This window comes from Methylocapsa sp. S129 (genome assembly GCF_009765995.1).
In the GTDB taxonomy this organism is placed as follows: domain Bacteria; phylum Pseudomonadota; class Alphaproteobacteria; order Rhizobiales; family Beijerinckiaceae; genus Roseiarcus.
On the sequence record NZ_LMUI01000011.1, the window covers coordinates 323051 to 335092 of the forward strand.

Below are 12042 nucleotides of genomic sequence, written 5' to 3' on the forward strand. Positions count from 1 at the left end.
GTTCATCCCCCCCCATTCATTTCGCCCTTTCATTGAAAGAACCCCCTCCGCCCATGACAAAAGTGGTGACGCGTTTTGCGCCCTCCCCCACCGGCTTCCTCCATATCGGCGGCGCCCGGACGGCCTTGTTCAACTGGCTCTATGCGCGCCGCTTCGACGGCACATTCCTGTTGCGCATCGAGGACACCGACCGGGAGCGTTCGACCAAACCGGCGGTTGATGCGATCATCGACGGCCTCACCTGGCTCGGTCTCAAATGGGACGGCGAAGCGGTCAGCCAATTCGAGCGCGCGGCGCGCCATCGCGAAGTCGTGGATGAGATGCTGGCGTCGGGCAACGCCTATCGCTGCTATGCGACCCCGCAAGAGCTTCAGGAAATGCGCGAAAAGCAGCGCGCCGAGGGAAAGCCGATGCGCTATGACGGCCGCTGGCGTGACCGCGATCCCAGCGAAGCGCCGCCTGGCGTCGCGCCGGTCATCCGCCTGCGCGCCAGGCAGGACGGCGAGACGATCGTCGACGACAAAGTGCAGGGCAAAGTCACCTTCGCCAACAAGGAGCTCGACGACCTCGTGCTGCTGCGCTCCGACGGCGGCCCAACCTATATGCTCGCGGTGGTGGTTGACGATCACGACATGGGCGTCACCCATATCATTCGCGGCGACGACCACCTGACCAATGCCGCGCGGCAGATGCAGATCTACCAGGCTTTGGGCTGGGACATTCCGGTCATGGCGCATATCCCGCTGATCCATGGACCGGACGGCGCGAAGCTCTCCAAGCGTCATGGCGCGCTGGGCGTCGACGCCTATCGCGCATTGGGCTATCTGCCCGCCGCTTTGCGCAATTATCTCGTACGCCTCGGCTGGAGTCAGGGCGACCGCGAATTCTTCTCGACCGAAGAGATGATCGCCGCCTTCGATCTCTCCTCGATCGGCCGTTCACCTTCGCGTTTCGATTTCGTCAAGCTTGAAAATATGAACGGCCACTTCATGCGCGCGATGCCGGATGGCGAACTCATGGTTGCGCTGATCGACAGCCTGCCCTATCTCAACGGCGGCCCCGAGATCGCCGCCAAGCTCGATGAGTCCATGCGCGTCAAACTGGCGGCGGCGATGCCGGGCCTCAAGGAGCGCGCCAAGACCTTAGTCGAGCTTCTCGACGGCGCCGGCTTTCTCTTTGCGCAGCGTCCGCTTGGCCTCGACGAGCGTGCGCGCGAAATCATCGCCAATGGCGGGCGCGAACATCTGGCCGCGCTTTTACCGCGCCTGCGCGCCGTGGCGGACTGGACGTCGGCGGCGACCGAAGCGGTGGTGCGCGACTATGCGCTGGAGCATGGCGCCAAGCTCGGCCAGATCGCCCAGCCCTTGCGCGCCGCGACAACCGGCCGCGCGACGTCGCCGGGCATATTCGACGTGCTGGCGGTGCTGGGACGCGAGGAGAGTCTGGGGCGGCTGGCGGATCAGGCGACCCGATAGGAAGGATGCGACGTTCCCGTCGGCTCAGGCCGGCGGCTTTGGCGCTGATCTATTCTTGCCCAGTCATCGTCAGCGCCCGCTCCACCGCCGCCAGCGCGTGAAGCCTTGTCGTGTCGAACAGTGGCGCCGCGCTGTCGGAATCGGACACCAGCAGCATGATTTCCGTGCATCCCAACACGATCGCCTGCGCCCCGCGCGCGACCAGCCGAGCGATGACCTCTCGATAAGCCTGTCGAGAGGCCGGCAGGACCTGGCCGGCGACAAGCTCGCGATAAATGATGTCATGAACGACGCGTCGATCCTCCGCCTCTGGAATGAGAACATCGAGCCCGTGGGTCTCCCGCAGCCTGCCTTTGTAAAAGTCTTGCTCCATAGTGAACGCCGTGCCGAGCAGGACCACGCGCTGAAAGCCGCTTCCGTGGATGGCCTCGGCGGTGGGGTCGGCGATATGGAGAAGCGGGATGGCGACGGCGCCCGCGATCTCTTCTGCCAACCGATGCATCGTATTCGTGCAGAGCACGAGGAAGTCAGCCCCGCCGCGCTCCAGCCTGCGGGCCGCGTCCTTCATTTCTTCGGCGAGACGATCCCATTCCCCTTGATGCTGGAGACGCTCGATCTCGCCGAAATCGACAGACCACATGAGGGTGCGCGCCGAATGAACGCCACCGAGCCGCTCCCGGACTTCGCGGTTGATGATCCGGTAATATTCGGCCGAACTTTCCCAGCTCATGCCGCCGATAAGCCCAATGACCGCTTGTTGAGGCACGATGCGTCTCCTATGCGTTCGGGCGTCCATAGTCCGCCTGACTTGTCATAGGGGTCAACGGCAATCGACCGCGTCGATCGGCGTCGGACGCCACGCGAAGCTCTGTCTTCGTAATGTCACAACGGTCGGCCATTGCTCGCTCGGAACAAGGAGTCCAGCTCTCGCTGAATCGTTGATCTGACGCAGAAAAGTGGCGCTGTCGTTCATTTTTCTATTGCGTTGGCTCCCGCTTCTGTGGTTCCCCAAAGTTCAGCCTGCTTCGTCATCGAAGTCGCCGCCCCAATCTTCGCCCAAGCTCCAGCCGGATCAATCTGATGTCGAGACTGACGAACATCGCCTCGGTGGGACGCAGGGCTTTGCCCAACCATTGGGACGTCCTGGCGTTCCTGGCGATTATGGCCGCGCTCGTCAGCGTCGTCCGGGGTTATCACGGCATGGTCGTGCCCTTGCCGGGGCCTGACGAACCCGTCATCGATCTCGACTATTGGAATCTCCCCTATTACGCGTTGCGCACGACGCTGCGCATGTTCGCGGCGCTGATCGCTTCGCTGGTGTTCACCTTCACCTATGCGACGCTCGCGGCCAAAAGCCGCCGCGCCGAAATGGTGCTGATTCCCGTGCTCGACATCCTGCAATCGGTGCCGATCCTGGGATTTCTTTCCTTTACGGTGACCTTTTTCCTCGGGCTTTTTCCCGGCAGCGTGCTGGGCGCGGAATGCGCCGCGGTGTTCGTGATCTTCACGAGCCAGGCCTGGAACATGGCCTTTTCGTTCTATCAGTCGCTGCGCACCGTGCCGCGCGATCTCGATGAAGTGTCGCGCGGGTTTCGCCTCACCGGCTGGCAGAAATTCTGGCAACTCGAGGCGCCTTTCGCCTTGCCCGGCCTCATCTGGAACATGATGATATCCATGTCGGGCGGCTGGTTCATGATCGTGTTTTCCGAGGCGATCACCGTCGGCGACACGACAGTCACTTTGCCTGGCGTCGGCTCCTATATTGCGAAAGCCAATGAACAGGGGCGATGGGACGCGATATTCGCCGCCGTGGTGACGATGGCGCTCGTCATCCTCGCTTACGATCAGTTGTTTTTTCGGCCGATCGTCGCCTGGGCTGGAAAATTCCGCGTCGAACTTTCCGCCTCGCAGACGGGCGAGCGGTCCTGGGTGCTTGATGTCCTGCAGCGTACCCAATGGATTCGGTTAGGCTTCCGGCCCGTCTTCAATATGCTTCGCTCAGCCAGCCTTTTGCAGATAGGCATGCCTCCGTCCTGGTCGAAGCGCCCGGCCGCCTCGCCGACGGCCTCCCGGCTCATCGACATCGTCTGGATTGTCGTCATCGTCGCGGTGGCGGTATGGGCTCTGTGGAGCGTCGTCACTTATATCGGCACCGAATTGTCGTTGAACGATGTCTGGGATGTCATTCTGCTGACCTTGTATACGTTGTTGCGGGTGATCGTGCTGATGGCGTTGGCGACCGTCGTCTGGGTGCCGATCAGCGTGTGGATCGGCTTAAGGCCGCGCATCGCCGAACGCGTTCAGCCGCTGGCGCAATTTCTCGCCGCCTTCCCCGTCAATCTGCTGTTTGGCGCCGCGGTGAGCCTCGTTCTCGTCTTCCATCTCAATCCCGACATCTGGCTCAGCATTCTCATCGTCTTCGGCACGCAATGGTATATCGTCTTCAACGTGATCGCAGGCGCAACCGCCTTCCCCAATGATTTGCGCGAAGCGACCGCGAATTTTCGCATCCACGGTTGGGACTGGTGGAGGCGCGTTATCCTTCCGGGCATCCTTCCCTATTATTTCACCGGCGCCATTACGGCTTCGGGCGGCTCATGGAACGCCTCGATCGTCGCAGAATATGTCAAGTGGAAGGACCAGACCGTCTCAGCGCATGGCGTCGGCGCCTATATCGCGCAGGCGACGGAAAAGGGCGATTTCCCAAAAATTGTTCTCGGCGTCGCTGTCATGTCGATCTTCGTGGCAATTTTCAACCGCCTGTTCTGGCGCCAGCTCTACGCCTACGCCGAACGCCGCCTGCGGCTCTAGCAATTGCCAAGTTAAAGTTTGGAGGATCTGATGCTCGACGTCGTTTCTACGGTTCTGCTCGACGTAAGCCATGTCAGCCAGAGCTATCAGAAGGGTTCCGGCGAGACTGGGCCGCCAATCCTGCAAGACGTTTCGCTCACCCTCAAGGAGGGCGAGATCGTCGGACTGCTCGGGCGTTCTGGTTGCGGCAAATCCACATTGTTGCGGATCATATCGGGCCTTGCGCGGCCGACCGAAGGCGCCGTGTCCTTTTATGGACAGCCCGTCACCGGCCCCTACGACGGCACCGCTATGGTGTTCCAGAGCTTCGCCTTGTTCCCCTGGCTGAGCGTGCTCGACAATGTCGAGATTGGCCTTCGCGCCCATGGCGCGCCAGCCGCCGAAACCCGCAAGCGGGCCATTGCCGCGATCGACGTGATCGGCCTCGACGGCTTTGAATCGGCCTATCCGAAGGAGCTTTCGGGCGGCATGCGCCAGCGCGTCGGCTTCGCGCGCGCGCTTGTCGTGCAGCCAAAAATTCTCTTAATGGACGAGCCCTTTTCCGCGCTGGACGTGCTGACGGCCGAAACCTTGCGCACCGATCTTCTCGATCTGTGGTCGGAAGGACGGATGCCGACCAAATCGATCCTGATGGTCACGCATAATATCGAGGAAGCGGTGCTGATGTGCGACCGCGTCCTCGTGCTGGCGTCGAACCCGGGCCGTATCGCCGCGGAAATCCAGGTTCCGCTCATTCATCCGCGCAATCGCCTTGACCCGGAATTCCGCCAGCTCGTCGATAAAATCTATGCGCTGATGACCCAGCGCCCCGACCCGAAGCCGGCGGGTCGCGAAGGCGGCGTCCCTGGCATGGGCCTAGGCATGGCGTTGCCGCGCGTTTCCACTAACTCGCTCGCCGGCCTTCTCGAAGAACTGGCTGCGCCGCCGTATAACGGGCGCGCCGACCTGCCGCATCTGGCCGACTCGTTGCAACTTGAGATCGACGACCTCTTTCCCCTTGGCGAAACGCTACAATTGCTGCGCTTTGCCGAATTCGAGGAGGCCGACATCAAGCTGACGCCGGCCGGCAAGCGGTTCGTCGATATGGACGTCGATCAACGCAAGAAACTGTTTGGCGATCATCTGCTTGCCTATGTGCCGCTCGCCGCGCGCATCAAGCGCGTACTCGACGAGCGGCCGAGCCATCGCGCGCCGGCTACACGATTTCGTGAGGAGATCGAGGACTATATGTCCGAAGATTACGCGGAGCGGACCCTGCGCGCGATCATTAATCTTGGCCGTTATGGCGAATTATTCGCCTATGACGAAAACGCCCAGGCTTTCAGCCTCGAGAACCCGCAATAACCCGGTCGGAACCTCAGTCCGCCCGAACCGATTATCGACTTGTCGCGCATCCCGCGATCGGTTAGCCTTTTCGCACTGCACAATCGCGCTTTGGCGCCGCGCCCGTTCGCCGGGATCGTCGTCCGCACGGCGCCATGCATTCCCGGGGAACGTCGATGACCGCAAATTCCGCGACAGTGAAAGTTGGCGACAAAAGCGTCGATTTACCGGTCAAGGCCGGATCAATCGGTCCTTCGGTCATCGATATCGGCAAGCTCTACGCGCAGACCGGGATGTTCACCTTCGATCCCGGCTTCACGTCGACGGCGAGCACGGAATCGCAGATCACCTATATCGACGGCGATGAGGGCGTCCTTCTCTATCGCGGCTATCCGATCGAACAGCTCGCCGAACACGGCGATTTCCTTGAGACCTGTTATCTCCTGCTCTATGGCGAGTTGCCGACCGCCTCGCAAAAAGCCGATTTCGTCTATCGCGTGACGCGCCATACGATGGTCCACGAGCAGATGGCCCGCTTTTTCCAAGGCTTCCGGCGCGACGCCCATCCAATGTCGGTAATGGTCGCCTCAGTCGGCGCGTTGGCCGCTTTTTATCACGACTCGACCGACATTTCCGACGAAAACCAGCGCATGGTCGCCTCGATGCGCATGATCGCGAAAATGCCGACCCTGGCCGCGATGGCCTTCAAATATTCGATCGGCCAGCCCTTCGTATTTCCCAAAAACGATCTCGATTACGCCGCGAATTTCCTGCACATGTGCTTCGCCGTCCCCTGCGAGGAATACAAGGTCAATCCGGTGCTGGCGCGGGCGCTCGACCGCATCTTCATTCTGCACGCCGATCACGAACAGAACGCCTCGACCTCGACCGTGCGCCTCGCCGGTTCGTCAGGTGCCAATCCCTTCGCCTGCATCGCCGCCGGCATCGCCTGCCTTTGGGGTCCCGCCCATGGCGGCGCCAATGAGGCGGCGCTCAAAATGCTCGGCGAAATCGGCACGGTCGACAATATTCCAAAATATATCGCCAAGGCCAAAGACAAGAACGATCCGTTCCGCCTGATGGGTTTTGGCCATCGCGTGTACAAGAATTACGATCCGCGCGCCAAGATCATGCAGAAAACAACGCATGACGTGCTGAATGAGTTGGGCGTCAAGGACGACCCCTTGCTTGACGTGGCGTTGGAGCTGGAGCGCATCGCGCTGCATGATGATTATTTCATCGAGAAGAAGCTCTATCCCAATATCGATTTCTATTCCGGCATCACTTTGAAGGCGATGGGTTTCCCGACCTCGATGTTCACCGTTCTCTTCGCGGTTGCGCGCACGGTCGGATGGATCGCGCAATGGAAGGAAATGATCGAAGATCCGAGCCAGAAGATCGGCCGTCCGCGCCAGCTCTACACGGGCGCGCCCCGCCGGGATTATTTGCCCTCGACGAATCGATAAAGGCGGCCGCCGACCGGACGGCACCCAAAATCCTCGTTCTCGGCGCGCCGGAAGGCGCCGCCTCTGGGCGCAGCGGGGCTTGCGTTACGGCTTTGCGCCGCCACGGCTGTCCGGCCGTCGACGACTGCCCTCGACGAGCGCGCGCACTATGGAAGATCGGAATCTATCATGACGCTTTCCCCTTTCGCCAGGAACGCCATCGTCCTTGGCTTGCTGTCGGCCGTCGGGCCTTTCGCGATCGATATGTATCTGCCTGCGCTACCAACGATCGCGACCAATCTCAACGCATCGACAGCCTCGACACAGATGACGCTGATGGCCTTTTTCGCCGCCTTCGGCATCTGTCAGATCGTCTACGGGCCAGTGTCGGACATGGTGGGCCGCAAGCCGCCGCTCTATTTCGGCCTCGCGGTTTTCCTGCTGGGTTCGATTGGCTGCGCCGCCGCCCCCAACATCGGATGGCTCATCGCCTTCCGCGCCCTGCAGGGGATCGGCGCGTCGGCGGTGATGGTGATTCCACGCGCGATCATTCGCGACCTTCACACCGGCGTCGAGGCGACGCGGCTGATGGCGCTCGTCATGCTGGTGTTCAGCGTCTCGCCTATTCTCGCCCCGCTCTTTGGCAGCGCGCTGATCGTTCCCTTCGGCTGGCGCGCCGTTTTCATCGCAGTGACATGCGTTTCGGCGCTTACTATCTTTCTGGTCGCGACGTTCCTTCCCGAGACGCGCCCGCCCGAGGAGCGCGTTAGGGTCAGCTTTGTGGGCGTCCTCGAAAGTTTTGGCCAATTGCTGCGCCACGGACGCTTCATTGGCTTGACCCTGATCGGCGGGCTCGGCATGGCGAGCTTCTTCTCATTCCTTGCCAGTTCCTCGTTTATCTATATCGATCATTTCGGCCTGACGCCGACGCAATACAGCCTCGCCTTCTCGGTCAACGCAATCGGCTTCATCGGTTCGTCGCAATTTGCCGCGGCGCTTGGGCAGCGGTTCGGCATGGCCCGTGTGGTCATGGCCGCCGTTTCCTTTTATGCGCTGTTCGCCCTGATCCTTTTCGCAGCCACGGTCGCAGGCTTCGACAGTCTCGCGCTGCTGATGGGACTGCTCTTCGTCACATTCGCCGGTCTTGGCCTCGTCATCCCTTCGACGATGGTTCTCGCGCTGGAAGAGCATGGCCCGATCGCCGGCATGGCGTCGGCGTTGGGCGGCGCGCTCCAGATGGTCACGGGCGGCGTCGTGATCGTCATCGTCAGCCTGTTTTTTGACGAAACCGCGCGGCCGATGGTGAGTGCGATCGCGGTCTGCGCGATCGGCGCCCTGACCGCGAGCATGCTCACATTGGGCCGGCGCGAGTTCGCGCCTCAGGCGGCGGAATAGCCGCGAGGGCGCGTCCGCCAAATGAGCGCCGCTATTTGGCGGGAACGTATTGGCGCCAATTGTGCGCCTCTTTGAAGCCTAGCGTCTCACGCGCTTTTCTATTCGACAGCGGCGCCTCGAACTCGCCGAGCGGACGGGTGACCGGCACGCCGGGGCAATAGCGGGTGAGAAATTCGCGCGTCGGCAGATTGGCGGTGATCGTGTCGTTGACGGCGTTGAAGACCTGGAAGCCGAGTCCGTCCTTTTGCAGGCACAGATGCACGATCTCGCCAAGGTCGCGCGCGTCGATATAGCTCCAGGCGTTGCGCTTGCGCGAAGGCGGATCGGCGATGAAAGCCGGGAAGCGATCATATTCATGCGGCTCGATGACATTGCCGATACGCAAAGCGTAGATGTCGGCCGCAAAGCGCATCGCGAAGGCGCGCGCCGTCTTTTCGTTGACGACCTTGGACAGGCCATAGCTATCCATCGGATCGACGTCGTAATCTTCCTCAAGCGGGAAGCTGTGAAAATCCTTCTCGCCTTCAGCGAAACAGACGCCATAGGTGGTCTCGCTCGACGCGATAATGACCTTGCGGACGCCCAATTTCATCGCCGCTTCAATGACATTGTAAGTGCTGATGACGTTGAGGTCGAACGTCTTGTTGTCGGGCTCGATCAGAACCCTCGGGATCGCAGCAAAATGCACGACGGCGTCAGGCGCGCCAGCCGGCTTGCCATCGTTGAATCCGTCAAAACCGAAATGCGTCGTCAGCGCGTTGAACACCTGACCGCTGTCGGTCACATCGGCGATCAGCGTGTTCACGCCGGGCAGATCGAGAGGCTTCAAATCGACGTTGAGAACCGAATAGCCTTTCGCCACGAGATGAGGCACGACGTGCCGGCCAGCCTTGCCCGTTCCGCCGGTGAAAACGATCCGTTTGATGGTCATTGTCTCTCTCTCTCGATGCCCATGCGATGCACATTTATAGCGAAGCCAACAGGCTTCGCGCCAATCTATCCCGCCTGACGGAAACTACCGATAGAACGAGACCGCGACAAAAGTGGGAAGCGTTACGTCAGTCCGCCTCAAAGAGGCGGCGTTCCCCAGCGAACAGCGCCAAGAGAAAACCGCGCGTGAGACTCACGGGCGAGTTTGGGGAAGCCGACCCGTCTGGCGCTTTAAGCGTAAGCGATGTTCTCAGGCCACGGCTTTGATGGCGGGGGCGTAGGCCCAGGGCAAGAGATCGTCGATTTGGCTATTGGGATGGCCGTTGACGATTTTGGCTATAACGTCGGCGAGATACACGAAGGGATCGACGCCATTGAGCTTGCATGTCTCGATCAGCGAGGCGACAACAGCCCAATGCTCGCCGCCACCGTCGGAGCCCGCGAACAAGGCGTTCTTGCGAGTGAGAGCGATAGGACGAATGCTGCGCTCGACAACATTTGAGTCGATCTCGACGCGGCCGTCGTCGATGAAGCGCGTAAGGCCGGCCCAACGCGAGAGCGCATAGCGGATCGCCTCGGCGAGCTTTGTCTTCTGACTGATCAGCGCGAGCTTTTCGCGCAACCAAGGCTCAAGATCGTCGAGGATCGGTTGGCTCTTCTCTTGGCGGACAGCGCGCCGCTCCTCAGCGCTGCGGCCGCGGACGTCCTTTTCGATGGCGTAGAGCCGGCCGATACGGTCCATCGCCTCGCTGGCGATCGGCGCGGGGCCGGCGGCGGCGAGTTCGTAAAACCGTCGCCGCACATGGCTCCAGCAGAAAGCAAGCTCCACATCGCCGCGCTCGGCCAGGACGCGATATCCGGCATAGCCGTCGACCTGAAGTACACCCTTGAAGCCGGCAAGATGGGCGATTGGCCGCTCGGCCTTACGGTCGGGCGCGTAAAGATAGACCACCCCCGGCGGATCGCCGCCACCCCATGGTCGGTCGTCCCTCGCATAGGCCCAAAGCTGCCCGGTCTTCGTTCGACCGCGCCCAGGATCGAGCACCGGCGCCGTCGTCTCGTCGGCGAACAGCTTTGTCGAACTCTTGAGCATGCCCAAAAGCCGTTCATGAACGGGCCGCAGCAAGAAGGCCGCCCGGCCGACCCAATCGGCCAGCGTCGAACGATCGAGATTGATCCCCTGACGGGCGTAAATCTGCGCCTGGCGATAGAGGGGCAAATGATCGGCATATTTGGAGACCAGGACTTGGGCCACGGTCGCCTCTGTTGGGATGCCGCCCTCGATCAATCGCGCCGGCGCGGGCGCCTGCACGACCGCTTCCTCGCAGGCTCGGCAGGCGTATTTGGGCCGGCGGACAACAAGAACCCGGAACTGCGCCGGAATGACGTCAAGCCGCTCGCTCACATCCTCGCCGATCCGATGCAACTCGTTCTTGCAGCAGGGACAGGCCTTGTCTTGGACATCGATCACCGTCTCGATCCGCGGCAAATGCGCCGGCAGCGATCCTCGGTTCGTTCGACGCTTGGCGGTGCGCTCGCCGCGCGCTTGAGACGCAGAGTTTTCTTCTTCGGCTTGACCCGCGGCCTCGATCTGCTCGGCCTCTTCCAGCCCAAGCAGCAGTTGATCCTCCGGCAGCGTCTCGGCTCTTCGGCCAAAGCGATGGCGTTGGAGTTCTCTAATGATTTGAAGAAGCCGTTCGTTCTGCACGCGCTCAGCGAGCAGCATCGCCTTCAGCGTGTTCGGATCGTCGGGAAGCGCTTCGGCCATCGGCGGCATGTTTGAGATCAGATCACATTCGCCGCAGCGGCGCGACGCGATAATCGCCACTGATTCACTCTGTCGCAGATCAACTCGCGGCGATTGGCGCGGGGATTTCCTTCGCCCCATGCACGCGTCGCCAATCGAGACCTTCAATCAGCGCCGAGAACTGCGCCGCCGTAAGCCGGATTACCCCGTCCTCGATCTTGGGCCAGCGAAACTCGCCGTCTTCGAGGCGTTTCGAGAACAGGCAGACACCCGTCCCATCCCAAAAGATCAACTTCACCCGGTCCGCTCTCTTGGCTCGGAACACATAAACGGCGCCCGAGAACGGATCGGCTTTCATCTCTTCGCGCACCAGCGCCGCCAGTCCCTCCGCTCCCTTGCGGAAGTCGACAGGCTTCGTCGCCACCATGACGCGGACCGCACCCGTCGGGCCGATCATGCGCCCGCCTTCAACGCGCGAATGACCGCCGTGATCGTCTCCGCCGCAGCATCGTGGCTGATTCGCACAGTCACGCCGCCAACCTCAAGCTCAATCGCGGGAGATCGCCGGGCAGACCCCTGCTTGGCGCGCTCTCGAACAGGCGACGATCTTGGCGCCGACGCTTCAATTGCTGGCGCAGTTTTCGGCGCCTCGACAATCGCCGGGACAAACAACCTGGCGCTGCTTGCCTCAGCATCCGCCCCCGCACTTTCTCGCGCCTGCCGACGCCACCCGAACAATTGCTGCGGAGAAAGACCGTGGCGTCGCGCGACAGAGCAGACAGACGCCTCGCTCGCCGTACTCTCGGCTACGATCCGCGCCTTCTCCTCCGCGCTCCAGCTCCGTCGGCGGCCAGTGCCCGTGAACACCTCAATCCGCCGAACCGGCTCCGTGATAGCGCTATGCTCAGTGATCATT

The 12042-nt window shown here is 61.6% G+C and carries 10 protein-coding genes; 5 read left to right on the plus strand and 5 right to left on the minus strand.

Annotated elements, in window-relative coordinates; all coding sequences use genetic code 11:
* Positions 1-53 precede the first annotated feature (53 nt).
* Positions 54-1475, plus strand: a complete 1422-nt coding sequence (gene gltX, locus GSQ90_RS04000) for a glutamate--tRNA ligase (protein WP_158813515.1) — start codon at positions 54-56, stop codon at positions 1473-1475.
* A 49-nt stretch (positions 1476-1524) separates the two neighbouring features.
* Here the strand turns inward: gltX and GSQ90_RS04005 are convergent, their stop codons facing one another.
* Positions 1525-2241, minus strand: coding sequence for an aspartate/glutamate racemase family protein (locus GSQ90_RS04005; RefSeq protein ID WP_256366584.1), 717 nt, complete (start codon positions 2239-2241; stop codon positions 1525-1527).
* A 314-nt stretch (positions 2242-2555) separates the two neighbouring features.
* Between GSQ90_RS04005 and GSQ90_RS04010 the strand changes: the two genes are divergently transcribed.
* The 4 genes from GSQ90_RS04010 to GSQ90_RS04025 all read left to right on the plus strand — a co-directional run bounded on the left by GSQ90_RS04010 (position 2556) and on the right by GSQ90_RS04025 (position 8449).
* The gene (locus GSQ90_RS04010) at positions 2556-4286 is read left to right on the plus strand and encodes an ABC transporter permease subunit (protein WP_158813517.1); all 1731 of its coding nucleotides are present in this window, start codon (positions 2556-2558) and stop codon (positions 4284-4286) included.
* A 30-nt stretch (positions 4287-4316) separates the two neighbouring features.
* Complete coding sequence (locus GSQ90_RS04015) at positions 4317-5630, plus strand: AAA-associated domain-containing protein (RefSeq protein WP_158813518.1); 1314 nt, start codon at positions 4317-4319, stop codon at positions 5628-5630.
* Positions 5631-5785: 155 nt separating this feature from the next.
* Positions 5786-7075 carry a citrate synthase gene (gene gltA / locus GSQ90_RS04020; RefSeq protein ID WP_158813519.1) on the plus strand — a complete coding sequence of 430 codons (1290 nt, stop codon included), beginning with the start codon at positions 5786-5788 and terminating at the stop codon, positions 7073-7075.
* Positions 7076-7243: 168 nt separating this feature from the next.
* Complete coding sequence (locus tag GSQ90_RS04025; RefSeq protein ID WP_158813520.1) at positions 7244-8449, plus strand: multidrug effflux MFS transporter; 1206 nt, start codon at positions 7244-7246, stop codon at positions 8447-8449.
* A 31-nt stretch (positions 8450-8480) separates the two neighbouring features.
* Here the strand turns inward: GSQ90_RS04025 and GSQ90_RS04030 are convergent, their stop codons facing one another.
* From GSQ90_RS04030 to GSQ90_RS04045, 4 genes are all read right to left on the minus strand, one after another.
* Entirely contained in the window at positions 8481-9380 is a 900-nt protein-coding gene (locus GSQ90_RS04030; RefSeq protein WP_158813521.1) for an NAD(P)-dependent oxidoreductase, read from the minus strand.
* A gap of 249 nt (positions 9381-9629) precedes the next feature.
* Positions 9630-11156 carry an IS66 family transposase gene (locus tag GSQ90_RS04035; RefSeq protein ID WP_158814212.1) on the minus strand — a complete coding sequence of 509 codons (1527 nt, stop codon included), beginning with the start codon at positions 11154-11156 and terminating at the stop codon, positions 9630-9632.
* 70 nt (positions 11157-11226) lie between these two features.
* On the minus strand, positions 11227-11583 hold the full coding sequence (tnpB, locus tag GSQ90_RS04040) for an IS66 family insertion sequence element accessory protein TnpB (protein ID WP_158813522.1): 357 nt from the start codon (positions 11581-11583) through the stop codon (positions 11227-11229).
* Positions 11580-12041 (minus strand): transposase, encoded by a 462-nt coding sequence (locus GSQ90_RS04045; RefSeq protein ID WP_158813523.1) that lies wholly within the window; start codon positions 12039-12041, stop codon positions 11580-11582. The genes tnpB and GSQ90_RS04045 overlap by 4 nt, the downstream gene beginning before the upstream one ends.
* Position 12042 lies beyond the last annotated feature (1 nt).

What these genes read in the sequence shown, in the direction of transcription:
- GSQ90_RS04025 (WP_158813520.1), top strand. Translation starts at nt 7,244, where the DNA reads ATGACGCTTTCCCCTTTCGCCAGGAACGCCATCGTCCTTGGCTTGCTG.
- GSQ90_RS04015 (WP_158813518.1), top strand. Translation starts at nt 4,317, where the DNA reads ATGCTCGACGTCGTTTCTACGGTTCTGCTCGACGTAAGCCATGTCAGC.
- tnpB (WP_158813522.1), bottom strand. Translation starts at nt 11,583, where the DNA reads ATGATCGGCCCGACGGGTGCGGTCCGCGTCATGGTGGCGACGAAGCCT.
- gltA (WP_158813519.1), top strand. Translation starts at nt 5,786, where the DNA reads ATGACCGCAAATTCCGCGACAGTGAAAGTTGGCGACAAAAGCGTCGAT.
- GSQ90_RS04010 (WP_158813517.1), top strand. Translation starts at nt 2,556, where the DNA reads ATGTCGAGACTGACGAACATCGCCTCGGTGGGACGCAGGGCTTTGCCC.
- gltX (WP_158813515.1), top strand. Translation starts at nt 54, where the DNA reads ATGACAAAAGTGGTGACGCGTTTTGCGCCCTCCCCCACCGGCTTCCTC.
- GSQ90_RS04045 (WP_158813523.1), bottom strand. Translation starts at nt 12,041, where the DNA reads ATGATCACTGAGCATAGCGCTATCACGGAGCCGGTTCGGCGGATTGAG.
- GSQ90_RS04030 (WP_158813521.1), bottom strand. Translation starts at nt 9,380, where the DNA reads ATGACCATCAAACGGATCGTTTTCACCGGCGGAACGGGCAAGGCTGGC.
- GSQ90_RS04035 (WP_158814212.1), bottom strand. Translation starts at nt 11,156, where the DNA reads ATGCCGCCGATGGCCGAAGCGCTTCCCGACGATCCGAACACGCTGAAG.